This is a genomic window from Parapedobacter sp. GCM10030251 (assembly GCF_042666505.1).
GTDB lineage: Bacteria > Bacteroidota > Bacteroidia > Sphingobacteriales > Sphingobacteriaceae > Parapedobacter.
On the sequence record NZ_JBHTDN010000004.1, the window covers coordinates 353,742 to 367,468 of the forward strand.

Annotated in this window: 15 protein-coding genes; 4 read left to right on the forward strand and 11 right to left on the reverse strand. The window is 48.7% G+C overall.

Going from position 1 to position 13,727, the window contains the following annotated elements:
• Positions 1 to 545: 545 nt before the first annotated feature.
• The 9 genes from ACFQRK_RS13750 to ACFQRK_RS13790 all read right to left on the reverse strand — a co-directional run bounded on the left by ACFQRK_RS13750 (position 546) and on the right by ACFQRK_RS13790 (position 8,422).
• On the reverse strand, positions 546 to 2,120 hold the full coding sequence (locus tag ACFQRK_RS13750) for a M28 family peptidase (RefSeq protein WP_379007602.1): 1,575 nt from the start codon (positions 2,118 to 2,120) through the stop codon (positions 546 to 548).
• 68 nt (positions 2,121 to 2,188) lie between these two features.
• Positions 2,189 to 2,626, reverse strand: coding sequence for a ribose 5-phosphate isomerase B (rpiB, locus tag ACFQRK_RS13755; protein ID WP_379007604.1), 438 nt, complete (start codon positions 2,624 to 2,626; stop codon positions 2,189 to 2,191).
• A gap of 9 nt (positions 2,627 to 2,635) precedes the next feature.
• Positions 2,636 to 3,520, reverse strand: coding sequence for a twin-arginine translocase subunit TatC (gene tatC / locus ACFQRK_RS13760; protein ID WP_379007606.1), 885 nt, complete (start codon positions 3,518 to 3,520; stop codon positions 2,636 to 2,638).
• A gap of 71 nt (positions 3,521 to 3,591) precedes the next feature.
• On the reverse strand, positions 3,592 to 4,932 hold the full coding sequence (accC, locus tag ACFQRK_RS13765) for an acetyl-CoA carboxylase biotin carboxylase subunit (protein WP_379007607.1): 1,341 nt from the start codon (positions 4,930 to 4,932) through the stop codon (positions 3,592 to 3,594).
• Between the two features lie 66 nt (positions 4,933 to 4,998).
• Positions 4,999 to 5,472 (reverse strand): acetyl-CoA carboxylase biotin carboxyl carrier protein, encoded by a 474-nt coding sequence (gene accB, locus ACFQRK_RS13770; RefSeq protein WP_379007610.1) that lies wholly within the window; start codon positions 5,470 to 5,472, stop codon positions 4,999 to 5,001.
• Positions 5,473 to 5,561: 89 nt separating this feature from the next.
• Positions 5,562 to 6,557 carry a beta-ketoacyl-ACP synthase III gene (locus ACFQRK_RS13775; protein ID WP_379007613.1) on the reverse strand — a complete coding sequence of 332 codons (996 nt, stop codon included), beginning with the start codon at positions 6,555 to 6,557 and terminating at the stop codon, positions 5,562 to 5,564.
• Positions 6,558 to 6,561: 4 nt separating this feature from the next.
• Positions 6,562 to 7,503: a phosphate acyltransferase PlsX gene (gene plsX / locus ACFQRK_RS13780; RefSeq protein ID WP_379007615.1), complete on the reverse strand. Its 942-nt coding sequence runs from the start codon at positions 7,501 to 7,503 to the stop codon at positions 6,562 to 6,564.
• Between the two features lie 181 nt (positions 7,504 to 7,684).
• Positions 7,685 to 7,876 carry a 50S ribosomal protein L32 gene (gene rpmF, locus ACFQRK_RS13785; protein WP_090627791.1) on the reverse strand — a complete coding sequence of 64 codons (192 nt, stop codon included), beginning with the start codon at positions 7,874 to 7,876 and terminating at the stop codon, positions 7,685 to 7,687.
• A gap of 9 nt (positions 7,877 to 7,885) precedes the next feature.
• Positions 7,886 to 8,422 (reverse strand): YceD family protein, encoded by a 537-nt coding sequence (locus tag ACFQRK_RS13790; protein ID WP_379007619.1) that lies wholly within the window; start codon positions 8,420 to 8,422, stop codon positions 7,886 to 7,888.
• A gap of 297 nt (positions 8,423 to 8,719) precedes the next feature.
• Here ACFQRK_RS13790 and tpx point away from each other — a divergent pair, with 297 nt between their 5' ends.
• On the forward strand, positions 8,720 to 9,313 hold the full coding sequence (tpx, locus tag ACFQRK_RS13795) for a thiol peroxidase (protein WP_379007621.1): 594 nt from the start codon (positions 8,720 to 8,722) through the stop codon (positions 9,311 to 9,313).
• A 19-nt stretch (positions 9,314 to 9,332) separates the two neighbouring features.
• Complete coding sequence (locus ACFQRK_RS13800) at positions 9,333 to 10,184, forward strand: dienelactone hydrolase family protein (RefSeq protein WP_379007624.1); 852 nt, start codon at positions 9,333 to 9,335, stop codon at positions 10,182 to 10,184.
• Here ACFQRK_RS13800 and ACFQRK_RS13805 read toward each other — a convergent pair.
• Positions 10,165 to 10,839, reverse strand: coding sequence for an epoxyqueuosine reductase QueH (locus tag ACFQRK_RS13805; protein ID WP_379007626.1), 675 nt, complete (start codon positions 10,837 to 10,839; stop codon positions 10,165 to 10,167). The genes ACFQRK_RS13800 and ACFQRK_RS13805 overlap by 20 nt on opposite strands.
• Positions 10,840 to 10,996: 157 nt before the next feature.
• Here ACFQRK_RS13805 and ACFQRK_RS13810 point away from each other — a divergent pair, with 157 nt between their 5' ends.
• Positions 10,997 to 12,139, forward strand: a complete 1,143-nt coding sequence (locus ACFQRK_RS13810) for a hypothetical protein (RefSeq protein WP_379007627.1) — start codon at positions 10,997 to 10,999, stop codon at positions 12,137 to 12,139.
• 5 nt (positions 12,140 to 12,144) lie between these two features.
• On the opposite strand, the gene ACFQRK_RS13815 is transcribed toward ACFQRK_RS13810, so the two are convergent.
• On the reverse strand, positions 12,145 to 12,999 hold the full coding sequence (locus ACFQRK_RS13815; protein WP_379007629.1) for a transglutaminase-like domain-containing protein: 855 nt from the start codon (positions 12,997 to 12,999) through the stop codon (positions 12,145 to 12,147).
• A 158-nt stretch (positions 13,000 to 13,157) separates the two neighbouring features.
• Between ACFQRK_RS13815 and ACFQRK_RS13820 the strand changes: the two genes are divergently transcribed.
• Positions 13,158 to 13,724: an RNA polymerase sigma-70 factor gene (locus ACFQRK_RS13820; protein ID WP_379007631.1), complete on the forward strand. Its 567-nt coding sequence runs from the start codon at positions 13,158 to 13,160 to the stop codon at positions 13,722 to 13,724.
• The last annotated feature ends 3 nt before the right edge of the window (positions 13,725 to 13,727 follow it).

Consider the following 13,727-nt stretch of genomic DNA (forward strand, 5'->3'; position numbering starts at 1 on the left):
ACAGTTTGGCAGAAAGGGATTTCTGTTCAAGCCGCAGGGGCTCTTTTGCTTTGGCGCGCAAGGCTTTCCGCCGTTCGCCACGGCAGGGCCCTACTTTTTATTCGTAACATGTTCGCTTTTAAAGACACTCATGCTGCTTCGCGGTTTCCGCAAAAAAGTAGGCAAAAAACTCGCCGCTTATTCTGACACTACAGCGGTAGTGCCTCCCACTGCAAGCCGCGTCAGAATGAGGCGGCATGGGAGGGGTACGGTGAGCGGGTGCTGATAGGCGCACGGAACGATCGTTGGGGCAGGACGGTCGCCCCTACCCGCAGGAAACCTCCGTTCGGAGGGAAACCGGCCTTGAAGAATCGGGAAGCAGAGAGCAGCAAAGCATGCGCAGGAACGAACGTACTGGCAACGAACAAGCGGATTGGGTAAGCGCAGCGGCTGCAATCCGCGTTATGTATGCTTTGCAATCAGCCTGCGACCGAGGCTTCACAGCCTTGATCTTTTGCTTCGTTTTGCATCAAGGCAAAATGAAGGCCCGCCCGGCGAGGGCACAGTTATTCTTTATTCGAATCCACCACCAACCGCTTGTCACGGTTGGCGATTTCCCATGCGGTGTGGAATGCCAAACGCGCGCGTTTACACAGCAGTTCGAAGTGGATTTTATCAACCGTATCAGCGGGAGTATGGTAGTCGGGATGGAGTCCGCTGAAATAAAAGATGACCGGAATGCCATGTTTTGCAAAGTTGTATTGGTCGGATCGATAATAGATTCGCATGGGATCCTTTGGATCGTCGTACATATAGTCCAATTCCAACTGGGTATAGATTGCATTCGCTTTTTCATTAATGGCCTTCAATTCGGAACTGAGCTTATCGGATCCTATGGCATGTACATAGTTGTGGTTGCCGTGTAAATGTTTATCGTCTATGCGGCCGATCATATCGGTATTCAGGTTCACGACGGTGTTTTCCAGGGGAAATACCGGATGGCGCGAATAGTAGTTCGAACCCAACAACCCTTTCTCTTCAGCGGTAACCGTCATAAAGAGGATACTCCGTCGCGGTCCATGACCTTCAGATTTGGCTTTGGCGAATGCCTGGGCAATTTCCAGTATACCGGTAGTTCCCGAGCCATTGTCGTCTGCACCAAAATAGATTTCACCATTTTGGATTCCTTCGTGATCGTAATGAGCGGTAAGGACGAGCAATTCGTCCTTGAGATCCGTGCCTTCAAGGTATCCCAGTACGTTGTTCGACGTAAAGGGTTCGGTTTTGGAACCGAAGGAAGCTTTCAGGTCGACCGCATACCCGCTACTTTGGCTCTTTTGGGTAGCGTCAATTTTAGCAGTCAGTTTCTCAACGGACGTCCCTGCCTTTGCCAACAGCAAGTTAGCCATTTCTTTGCGGATGGTTACTACGGGTGTCGTGCTAATCGCTGTGTTTTTGCCATCATCAAGCGCAATACGAGGTTGCGTTAGCCGATATCCAAAGCGTGCCAGCGATTCTTCGAGGGTAAGGGAAACGGCGACAATCAATTTAGGGTTTTTTGACGTAATATTTTGCAAACGCTTGGTATTCGAAGTTGCCCAGTCAGAGGGGACGTCTGTTCCCGTAATCAGGGATTTCCCTTCGGGATTTTTGGGTTCTCCCTCGCTCAGCACCAACACGATCTTGCCTTCGATATCGATGCCTTTTAGGTCGTCATATCGATCATCACTTATTCCGTAACCGATGAATACGATTTCGGTTGCGTGAATCTGAGTTTGCGGTCCGCCGCCGACGAAATAGAAATCTTTGCCATTACGAAATGATTGGCCCGCGATCGCAAACTCGGTAACGTCAAACCGGGTCCGAACCAGCTTTACGGGTTGGAAATAAGAGCCGTCCACCGGAGCGGATAATCCAAGTTTCTTAAATTCTGCCGCAATATAAGCAGCTGCTTTTTCGCCGCCGGGCTCTCCGGTTCCACGCCCCTCAAACTCAGCAGACGCAAGAATGGAGAGATGTTTTTTTGCAGATCCCGGATGTATTTCTTCCGCATATTTCTGCTGGATGGGATCGCGGTCCTGGCCCTTGATACATCCGTAAAGTGCGGAAATAAAAAAGAGTAAGGATAGGGTGTGCTTCATGGTGCGTTGGGGATGTTAGATTTGAAACATGAGATTAAGACATGAGATGAGGGCGATAAACAACCGGACTAACATGAAATCTTGCCGACACGATTCGCATGGCGGCCGCCTTCGAAATCAGTGGTCAGAAATGCGTTGACGATGGCTTTCGCCAAATCGATATCGATGAATCGCGCTGGTATGCAAACAATGTTTGCATCGTTATGCTGCCGGGCAAGCAACGCCAATTCTTCCAGCCAACAGATGGCTGCCCGTACGCCCTGATGCTTGTTGGCTGTAATCGCGACGCCGTTGGCACTGCCGCATACGAGAATGCCCTGTTCGCAGTCGCCGCGCTCTACGGCTGCTGCTACGGGATGGGCAAAGTCGGGATAATCTACCGAATCGGCTGTATCTGTGCCGAAGTCTTTCACCGTATGCCCGGCTTCTTCCAGGAACGCAATCAACAGGGATTTATAACCAAACCCCGCATGGTCACCGCCAATGGCTATTGTTTTTTTCGTCATGGTCATCATTTATTGGTTCTCTCCGCGATAAAAATCGACTTCCGATTTCACCTTGTTCCTATGTACACGCGCCGCCACAACAATACTCAGCTCGTAGAGTAAAAACATCGGAAAGCTGACAGTCAGCATGGTAATGATATCAGGTGTCGGGGTAATGACGGCGGCGATAAGAAGAATGATCACGACCGCATACTGACGTGACTTCCTCATGAACTGCGGGGTCATGATACCCAATTTTGACAGAATAAAGATGATGATCGGCAGTTCAAACACAATGCCACACCCCAACGTAAGTGTCGCCACGAAGGACAGGTAATTGTCGATGGTAATGGTGTTGGATATGGAGTCACTGATGGAGTAATTGGCTAAGAAGTTCATGGCAAGCGGAACGACCACAAAATAGCCAAATAACACGCCTAAGAGGAAGAGCATGCTTGCGTAAAACACAAAACCGCTGGACGACTTTCGTTCCACATCGGTCAGTGCAGGTTTGACGAAGAGCCATACCTCGTACAAAAGGTAAGGAAAGCCCAGTAAAATGGCGATAATCAACGACGAGTTGATCTGCAAAATAAACTGTCCGGCCATCTGCGTGTTAATGATGGTGCCGGGTACTTCCGTTACGCAGAAATCCGGCGTGTTGAGCCATTCAGCGATTTGGCACATGACTCGATAGGTCAGGAAATCCGGGCTTTTAGGCCCCATAATGATGTCGTCAAAGATAAAATCGTAGAAGGAAAAGGCGACAACCATGAAAACAGCGATCGCTATGGCCGATCGGATGAGGTGCCACCGGAGTACTTCCAGGTGGTCAAAAAAAGACATTTCTGCCTCCAGGTTTTTCCCTTTATTTTTGATGGCATCAATTAGTTTCTTTCCGGATAGTTTACTCATGACAACGTATAAAAAGCAAAAATACCATTCTGTTTCATAAGAATGGTATTTTGTAATCAGGTATCTTATATTTATTCACTAAGGTCAAATGTTTCCATGAACTTGGTGGTGAAGTTGCCTGCCTTGAAATTCGGGTCGCGCATCAGGCGAAGGTGCAACGGTATCGTTGTTTTAATCCCTTCGATAACAAATTCACTCAGCGCGCGTTCCATTGTAGAGATGGCTTCCTCTCGTGTTTGCGCGACACAGATAAGTTTGGCAATCATCGAATCATAGTTGGGTGGAATCACGTAACCGGAGTAGGCGTGCGTGTCCACGCGGACGCCATGGCCACCCGGGGAGTGGAAATTCGTGATTCTGCCCGGTGAAGGACGGAATCCGTTGAAAGGGTCTTCCGCATTGATGCGGCACTCAATGGCGTGCATCGTCGGTTCATAATTATTACCCGAAATCGGAATACCCGCAGCTACCTTGATCTGTTCTTTGATGAGATCGAAGTTGATCACCTCCTCGGTAACGGGGTGTTCCACCTGAATCCGGGTATTCATTTCCATAAAATAGAAATTGCGGTGTTTGTCAACCAGGAACTCAATGGTGCCAGCACCTTCATAGTTAACCGCTTTAGCCCCTTTAATGGCCGCTTCGCCCATTGCTTTCCGGAGTTCGGGGGTGATAAAGGGGGAGGGGGCCTCTTCGATTAGCTTCTGGTGCCTCCGTTGGATGGAACAATCGCGCTCCGACAGGTGGCAAACGGTTCCATACTGATCACCCACTACCTGTATTTCAATATGACGGGGATCTTCCACAAATTTTTCGAGGTAAATACCGTCGTTTCCGAACGCAGCACCCGCTTCCTGGCGGGCCGAATCCCACGCCGGTTCAAAGTCCGCGTCCTTCCATACGATGCGCATCCCGCGACCACCACCGCCCGCTGTGGCTTTTAGAATCACCGGATAGCCGATTTCATTGGCTATCTTTATACCTTCTTCAACATCCTTCACCAATCCATCTGAACCCGGTATGGTCGGTACCCCGGCATTTTTCATGGTTTCTTTGGCCGACGACTTATCGCCCATCTGTTGGATCTGTTCCGCAGTGGCGCCGATAAATTTGATGCCGTATTGGTTGCATATCGATGAAAACCGGGCGTTTTCAGAAAGGAATCCGTATCCGGGATGTATGGCGTCCGCATTCGTCAGTTCGGCGGCGGATATGATATTTGGAATGTTAAGGTAAGATTCTTTACTGGGCGGGGGACCGATGCAGACCGCTTCGTCAGCAAACCGTACATGCAGGCTATCGCGATCGGCCGTAGAATATACGGCTACACTTTTAATGCCCATTTCGCGACAAGTACGGATGATCCGTAACGCAATTTCTCCCCGATTGGCTATTAATATCTTTTTGAACATGAATGTTTGGCTATACCTATAGGCAATGTTTAAAGACGTTGGTCACAAAAATGATTTAGCGAAGACTTATTTCGGCTCGACTAAAAACAACGGCTGGTCGTATTCAACCGGCTGCGCGTCGTCTACCAATATCTTAACAATCCTCCCCGACACTTCGGATTCGATCTCGTTAAATAGTTTCATCGCCTCTACGATACAGACCACCTTGCCGGCGGTAATTTCATCACCCACATTGACAAACACGGGTTTGTCGGGCGACGGCGACCGGTAAAATGTGCCGATCATCGGCGATTTGATGGTTACGTAGTTCGAGGTGTCCTCCGTCTTGGGCGCCGCCGGTTGGGGAGTTTCCACGGGCGCCGGCATGACAGACACCGGTTGCTGCTGCGGTGTCGCAGGCACAGTCGCGGTCACATAGGTCGGCGCTTGGTTTGTTTTTATCGTAATCTTGAAATTTTCTTCTTCGATAGATACTTCATTCACGCCTGACTTGGCTACAAATTTAATCAGGTCTTGAATCTGTTTGATATCCATGCTCATTGTTTAGTAGTTTGACAATACAATCAAAAATATGATCTAATCTATTATTTAACAATAAAAATCGGGATTTATTTCATCGGCTGCAACAATCAGCTTTCGTAGGCCCATTTCAGGTATACCGAGCCCCAGGTGAACCCGCCCCCAAAGGCTGCAAGAATGAGGTTATCCCCCTTTTTTAACTGATTTTCCCATTCCCAAAGGCAAAGGGGTATGGTGCCGGCTGTGGTGTTTCCATAACGTTGGATGTTGACCATGACCTTGGCTTCACTCAAACCCATACGATCGGCGGTCGCATCGATGATGCGCTTATTGGCTTGATGCGGCACTAACCATGCCACGTCGTCTGCCGTTAGTTGATTCCTCTCCATAATTTCGGCGGCGACGTCCGCCATGTTCGTTACCGCAAATTTAAACACTGTGCGGCCTTCCTGATAGGCGTAGTGCATACCGGCATCTACCGTAGCATGTGAAGCTGGGTAAAGCGAGCCGCCCGCTTTGATGTTCAGGTAGGGACATCCGGCCCCGTCACTCTTTAAGATGGAATCGATCACGCCCAGCCCTTCGTCGTTGGGCTCAAGGAGCACCGCGCCACAGCCATCACCAAAAATGATACAGGTTGTGCGGTCTTTATAATTGATAATGGAAGACATCTTATCGCCTCCTACTACCAATACTTTTTTGTGCATGCCCGATTCAATGAATTGTGCACCCGTGGTGAGTCCGTAAATAAACCCTGAGCAGGCAGCCATCAAATCGAACCCCCACGCATTCACAGCACCGATTTTATCGGCAAGGATGTTTGCAGTCGCAGGAAAAGGCATATCCGGCGTAATCGTACAAAAGATGATCAGGTCGATTTCTTCCGCACCAATGCCTCGTTTATCCAATAAACCTTTCACAGCAGGCACAGCCATGTCGGATGTAGCTAAGCCTTCCCCCTTCAAAATTCGCCGTTCTTTGATGCCCGTGCGTGTGGTTATCCATTCGTCGTTGGTATCTACCAGTGTTTCGAGCTCCTGATTGGTCAGGATATAATCGGGCACATACCCGTTTACAGCCGTGATGGCAGCTTGTATTTTTGACATATAGTTATTCGTTGAAAGCAGATTTGATTTTTTCGATGATGTCAGATTCAATCATGGTTTTGGAGAGCATAATCATCGTTTCGATGGCCTTCGGGTTGGAAATACCATGCCCTATCACAACCGGAGCATTTACTCCCAGTATCGGCGTGCCTCCATAGATCTCATAGTTGAATCGATCGAAAAACTCGTCTTTTAGGCCTTTCTTTTGGGTCATCACATAAAATGATTCGGCCATTTTCAGCACCACATTGCCCGTAAAGCCATCACACACGATGACATCTACGCCGTCATCAAATACATTACGGCCTTCAATATTGCCGATGAAATGAATGCGTTGGTTTTGCTTGAGCAGTGGGTAACTGGCTTGGGTTAGGATATTCCCTTTTTCTTCCTCTTCTCCGATATTAAGAAGCGCTACTTTGGGGGCTTTCATCCCCACGACGTGCTCGGCAAATAAACTGCCCAGTAGGCCGAATTGCGAGAGCATCTCGGGTTTGCAATCGGATACCGCGCCCACATCCAATAATATGCCATACCCGCCGGATATTTTCGGGACATACGTGCCAATCGCAGGCCGGATTACCCCCGGGATGTTCTTGACGCTCAGTACCGCGCCAACCAGCATAGCACCGGTACTCCCCGCGGAGGCGAATGAATCGATCGCCCCCTCTTTTAACAACTGAAACCCGCGACTGATACTTGAATTGGGTTTCTGCGCTATGGCTTTGGTGGGATGTTCGCCCATGCCGATTACTTCGGGGGCATGTACGTATTCAAAAAAAGCAGGATTTTCCCCTGCTTGTTCTATCAACTGCCTAGCAATATCCTGGTCGCCAATGAGTACGATCTTCTGCTCTTTCGAAAGCTGTTTCGATGCTAGAATGGCCCCTTGAATGGTCGCTTCTGGCGCAAAATCACCCCCCAAAATGTCTAACCCAATCTTCATCCGTTATTGTTTTTCTTCCGCAAAAGTTTACTTTTAAAAGCCGGAAGGAACCGCCGCCCCGATGTGTTTTTTCCTGCTATCGCCAAGCGGTTTCAATCCAATAATACGCAAAAACACCCCAAAGTAACGCATAAAAAATTAGTTATACGTTATGGGATGTTCAATTTTTTGAAAGATGAACTTAGACAGCGGCAGCGTTTTCGATAATTAATTTGCCGTTGTAATACAGATTGCCGTCCACCAAGTAAGCGCGGTGGGGTAGATGGACCGCACCGGTCTCTTTGCAGGTGGCCAGTGTAGGCCGCTCAGCTTTATAATGTGTTCTTCTTTTGTCTCTCCGTGTCTTGGAGGTTTTACGTTTTGGATGTGCCATCTCGTATTGTTAATTTTTATTGTATTTTATATTTTTTAATGCTTCCCAACGGGGATCTGTTTGCTCCGTTTCCTGTTGTTCCGGCGACAGGTCGCTTAATCTAGCTAAGACCGCCTCATCGCACGTAATGTTATTCCCTTGCTCACTGCACTTTATGTAATGCGGAACTGATACGTTGATGTATTCGTATAGCACCGGTGCAATGTCCAGCTCGTGTTCGTGTTTGGCCAATACCATGATTTCATCGGTGGTCTCGGCCAAGTCCTCCTCCGCGAATTTGACAATCAACCGCTCATCCAACTCCATTTCCGCGGGGAACGTGGAAAGGCATACATCGCATACCAAGTTGACAGTGCCGGTAATGTGAAACCGAACCACCATCATATTCTCCTGCTTATGCAGATTGACGGATGCTTTGAGGCTTCCGTCTTTTACAATAGAATATTCATAGCAATCAAAGAACGCCTTGTCAATGTCAAACTCAAAGTCATGCGTGCCCAAACTCAGCCCTGAAAAGGGGATCCGATATTGCTTCAAATAATTCACCGTCCCACAATTGAGCCTGCAAAGGTAAGTATAAAATATAAGATATGAAATTTTTTATTCGATTGTTCGGTATGCATTCCGTCCAATAGCCAAGCCGGCTTGGGCATTCCCAAAATCGTCAAGCAGCCCTCAGCGACTACGGTTAATCGTTGGGGAATTAGCGCAGTTACATTGGTTTTTAGGTGCGTCAGGGAAATCGGCGTTTGAAGTGTCGGCGTTAAAGAGATTATTTTCGTTACATAATACCATCTGTCAGGTTGCAGGCGTTTTAAGAACAAAAAAGGTATGAAAAATTTCATGAAATTTCGACCGGTTGGTTTTTTTGCACTTATGTCGGCGATCATGCTGTTTGTAGCCGTTCGGGCGATGGCGCAACAGCAGGGCCAACAATTACCTACTACGGTTACCCTGAGGGGCGAACCGGTTCATACGGTCGGGAAACTCCCTGCCGTGGGCACGTTTGCCAAAGATTTCACGCTGACGGCGGTCGATCTGACCGAAAAGCGGCTCTCTGACTTCCAAGGGAAATACGTCATTCTCAATATTTTCCCCAGTGTCAATACGGGGGTATGCGCATTGTCGGTCCGGAAATTCAATGAAGATGCGGCAAATCTGCCGAATACGACCGTCTTATGCATATCCAAAGACTTGCCTTTTGCGCAAAAGGCGTTTTGCGGCGCCGAGGGAATCGACCGCGTAGTCATGCTGTCCGATTTCCGGACGGATTTCGGCATGCAGTATGGCGTTCAGCTCGCCGAAGGCCCCATGCGGGGATTGCTGAGCCGAGCGGTTGTGGTCATTGATCCGGCAGGGAAGATCGTATATGAGGAGCAGGTGCCTGAGTTGTCGCAGGAACCCAATTATGCAGCTGCACTTGCAGCCGTTAACTAGTCACTAAACATCAGTTGTTATGGATCAACGGATTATTAATTTATACGATCGGTATACCCACAGCCAAATCGGTCGCAAGGAATTTATGAAGCAGTTGGCTTTGCTTACAGGCGGTACGGCCGCGGCCATGACCGTACTGCCCATGCTGCAAAACAATTACGCTGCAGCTGCGCCTTTTCGCAGCGACGATATTACCACAGAAAACGTCACCTATGCCGGTGAAACCGGCGATGTGAAGGCGGTTCTGGCAAAGCCAAAAGGAAAATCTGGCATTGGGAGTGTCGTGGTTATCCATGAGAACCGTGGACTCAATCCGCATATTGTCGACGTAACCGGGCGCGTTGCTGCCGAAGGGTTCATTGCGTTGGGGGTAGACGCCCTTTCGCCTTTCGGAGGCACGCCGGCCGACGAAGATAAGGGACGTGAGCTGATCGGTCAACTGGACATGGGAAAGACGGTTCAGAACTACCTGAAGGGGCTTGAGTATCTGCGAACCATTGAGGGTGGCAATGGCAAGGTGGGGTGCGTAGGTTTTTGCTGGGGTGGGGCCATGGCCGGACGGCTCGCTGTCAGTGATCCCAATCTACAGGCATCCGTAACTTACTACGGTGGCCAACCGAACGTAGCCGACGTGCCCCGGATCAAGGCTAGCCTGATGCTGCATTACGCTGGACTGGATGAGCGGATCAACGCCGGCATTCCGGCGTATGAAGAGGCGCTCAAAGCGAATGGGATTGATTATCATCTGTATGTCTACGAGGGCGTGAATCATGCCTTCAACAACGATACTTCGCCCACGCGATATGACGCGGAAGCCGCAAAATTAGCTTGGAAACGTACGGTCGATTTTTTTAAGAGCAAGCTGGCGTAGCGCCTTCATCCCCATAGTAATTTTTGCCGATTTCAATACGTTCACGACCGTTTTGAAGTCGCCAATGATTGGTGTCACGTAGGGAATAAGCACAACCGCAATATTCCTGCATGTAGAAATGTTCACGTTTGGAGATTTCAAGCATCCGCGATGAGCCACCCTTTTTCCGCCAGTTGTATGTCCAATACGTAATACCGGGATAATGGTCTGCAGCCCGTATGCCGCAGTCGTTGATTTGCTCAAAGTTTTTCCAACGCGATATGCCCAGTGAACTGGTGATGACCGGGAATCCATTTTCGTAAGCGTATAAAGCTGTGCGTTCAAAACGCATATCAAAACACATCGTGCAACGGATGCCCCGTTCGGGTTCGTGCTCCATTCCTTTGGCGCGGGCAAACCAATCGTCTACGTCGTAATCGGCATCGACAAAGGGAATGCTGTGTTTTTCTGCAAACTTGATGTTTTCATCCTTTCGGAGGTCATACTCCTTGCGGGGATGGATATTTGGGTTGTAAAAGTATATGGTGAAATCAATGTCCGAAGCAATCAAAGCCTCCATCACCTCGCCAGAGCAAGGCGCACAGCAGGAGTGCAACAGCAATTTACTTTCGCCGTTAGGCAGTTCTAGTTTTTCACGTTTGAATCCGGTATCCATCGTACGCACCTACTTATTTTCAAAATGCAATATTACGGAGATTGGCGGACTGTTGCAAATCACTTACCGCCCCGTCGGTCCCCTCCGTAATTTCCTGGCAGGGCGATTGTTGCCGGATCAGCGATAATTTTTTCTAACTTTGCCAAAAACCGGTTGGATGAAGAATTTGTTTGGCTTTTTCGTAGTAACAGCCATTGCGGCAATGACGCTAGGTGGCTGTGTGCGCAATGACGATGAACCCGCTATGCCTGTACGGCCGATTGCACGGCTGTATATTTCGATTGGGAATTATCAGACAAATACGTCCGGGGAGCCCATTGATAATGTGTTACTGATCGATCCGGCGGATACCACAGAAGCAGCGCTGGGTGTGGCGCTTAGCCACGATTCCGAGGCATTGCAGGGCGGAGCAGGAATTTATTTCGATCCTTTTGCAAGCGCGGTTTTTCAGGCCGGCTATGGAGATGGGAGAGGTAGAGATACCACCATCCGGATCATGAACGTCGGCCCGTTCGGAGTTCTTAACAATAACACGACCATACAATATCGCGGACTTAATGCCATGCGCGGGCTTGTCTATCACCATTCGTCGGAATATCTGTATGTCGCCAATAACTCAACCGAAATTGAAGGACGAACAGTGATTTACGGTTATCACCGGCCCAAGAATCGCAGCGGATATACCCGGCCCCAAAGGGTTCTCCGGCTGGAATCTTCCATGCGGCCCTGGGGGATGGCATTATGGGGAAATAATCTGTTGGTATCTAATTCGGCAGATGGAAATGGAGGAATATCGTTATACGGTAAGCTGTCAGACGTCGATTCGTTGGCAGCTGATTTCCAAGCGCTTTCAACGATTCGCATCGAAGGTGCCACATCGATTCGTGGTATCGCATTTGTCGATTCGTTGGATGTACTGGTAGCCGCTGATTACGGTACCGGAACGTTTAATGATCCGGTGATGGATGGTCGGATCTATATCATTGACGGAATCAAAGCCAAGCTTGCGCCTGGTTCTGTCACCACTGTGACGCCAACCCGCACCATTCAGGGGGCATTAACCGGATTAACCGGCCCGATGGATGTGGCGATCGATCCGAGACAGGACAGACGAACGATTTTTGTAGCCGATTACGACACACAGGTATCAGGCGGGCAACCGGGAAGGATTTTACGATTCCGGCTATCAGACGACGGAAACGTGGCACCGGAGGCGTCCGTTTCATTGGATACCTTAAACAATGCCCGTCGGCCGTTCGGCCTATTTCTGGATGTAAGGGGAAAGCCTAATTCCCAATAACGGGACTACGCCAGCACGTCAATCATCCGATTGATTTCCTCGGTCTTGGCGGAATTACCCGCTTGCGAATACGACGAAACCAAATTGCGCAGCACGCGCGTAATGATATCAAGGTTCGAACAGGGAAGCACAAAATTCTCACTGGGAGCGAGATTAAGCTGCTTCAGAAAGGCGATGACATCGTGGCGCCCAAATATCTGACCGCGGTTGAATGCATTGATATAAAACAAAATGCCGTTTTTATCCTCAACCGGCGTATGGTCTTCGGTGTAAGCTAAAATAAAATGCTTGGGCAGATTGACGCCATAAATCGGTATATCGAGCTTTTGGGCTACGATGCTGTACACACAGGCCAAAAGAATGGGGCTTCCCCGACGGGTTTCCAGTACCTGACCGATGTAGGAGTTCTGCGGGTCGTGGTAATTGCTGGTGTTTCCCGAGAATCCATGAGTATTGTAAATGATGTTGTTGAGCAACCGAACTTTTTCAACCGCGCTCATGCTGTAAATCATCTCCAACCAGGCGTCGCGCTTGATCGCCTCAATTTGATTGATGATTTTCTGCTCATTCATGTCAGGGTACTGGTATTTATTGACAATGATGAGCCCCTGAAGCAAATCAAAGGAGCCGCTTACCTTCCAGAGTTCCAATTCCTGCAAAACGTCCTCGAACTGGATTTTATGAATCAGGTTTTCGATGCGGGTTTGCAACACCATATCAAACGATTGTTCCCAAGCGGATTCCAATCGCGTGATCACCTCGGGCCCCATGGTAATCAGCTTTTGCTCCACATGCTGGAAAACCTCCGAATCGGGATCATCCAGCAACTTGATCAAAGAATCTAATTCTTTCTCGTTCATCAACACAAAATTAGTAAAAAAATATCACGCAAAATCGCAAGGCGCTAAGAAACCTACCTGACGGCTGTCCGGTCTTCCAAAAATAACTTTGCTGCCCGCGTGAAAAAAATCAAATTCCGATTAAGGGTAGACCGCGACAAAGTTGTCAACATAACCAAATGGAAGTAACTTTGGCCAAAAGAGAAACATTGGTGCATACGGATCAGGAAGCCGTTTTTGAAGCGGCGTTTAAAGGTAATTTTAAAGCATTGCATGCCTATTCGTATACGATGCTGCAAGACGAGGCCGTGGCGGAGGAAATCGTTCAGACCGTTTTTATGAAACTCTGGGAAAGCCGGGAACGGATGGCGATACATACCTCGCTTCGGGCGTATCTTTACAAATCCGTGTACCATGAAAGCTTGAACTATTTGAAACATAAAAAGGTTCAACGGAAATATATGGAGGAAGCGATCGTGGCTTACAGACAACAACAGACTGAAGAAACGGAGGCGGATAAGGAACTCCAACGCCAGTTACAGCAAGCGCTCCGGCAATTGCCGGAAAAATGCCGTACAGTTTTCCAGCTAAGCCGTTTTGAAGAACTTAAGTACCAGGAAATCGCTGAGAGATTGGGTATTTCGCTGAAAACAGTTGAAGCCCACATGGGAAAAGCATTGAAATTATTGCGTGTCCAATTGGCTGATTTCCTGCCATTGTTGCTCATTGTGTTGCCAAATCTATAAGGC

Coding starts and splice junctions, on each gene's coding strand:
- rpmF (WP_090627791.1), bottom strand. CDS start 7,876: ATGGCACATCCAAAACGTAAAACCTCCAAGACACGGAGAGACAAAAGA.
- rpiB (WP_379007604.1), bottom strand. CDS start 2,626: ATGACGAAAAAAACAATAGCCATTGGCGGTGACCATGCGGGGTTTGGT.
- ACFQRK_RS13820 (WP_379007631.1), top strand. CDS start 13,158: ATGGAAGTAACTTTGGCCAAAAGAGAAACATTGGTGCATACGGATCAG.
- ACFQRK_RS13750 (WP_379007602.1), bottom strand. CDS start 2,120: ATGAAGCACACCCTATCCTTACTCTTTTTTATTTCCGCACTTTACGGA.
- ACFQRK_RS13815 (WP_379007629.1), bottom strand. CDS start 12,999: ATGAACGAGAAAGAATTAGATTCTTTGATCAAGTTGCTGGATGATCCC.
- tpx (WP_379007621.1), top strand. CDS start 8,720: ATGAAATTTCGACCGGTTGGTTTTTTTGCACTTATGTCGGCGATCATG.
- ACFQRK_RS13775 (WP_379007613.1), bottom strand. CDS start 6,557: ATGTCAAAAATACAAGCTGCCATCACGGCTGTAAACGGGTATGTGCCC.
- ACFQRK_RS13800 (WP_379007624.1), top strand. CDS start 9,333: ATGGATCAACGGATTATTAATTTATACGATCGGTATACCCACAGCCAA.
- plsX (WP_379007615.1), bottom strand. CDS start 7,503: ATGAAGATTGGGTTAGACATTTTGGGGGGTGATTTTGCGCCAGAAGCG.
- tatC (WP_379007606.1), bottom strand. CDS start 3,520: ATGAGTAAACTATCCGGAAAGAAACTAATTGATGCCATCAAAAATAAA.
- ACFQRK_RS13810 (WP_379007627.1), top strand. CDS start 10,997: ATGAAGAATTTGTTTGGCTTTTTCGTAGTAACAGCCATTGCGGCAATG.
- ACFQRK_RS13805 (WP_379007626.1), bottom strand. CDS start 10,839: ATGGATACCGGATTCAAACGTGAAAAACTAGAACTGCCTAACGGCGAA.
- accB (WP_379007610.1), bottom strand. CDS start 5,472: ATGAGCATGGATATCAAACAGATTCAAGACCTGATTAAATTTGTAGCC.
- accC (WP_379007607.1), bottom strand. CDS start 4,932: ATGTTCAAAAAGATATTAATAGCCAATCGGGGAGAAATTGCGTTACGG.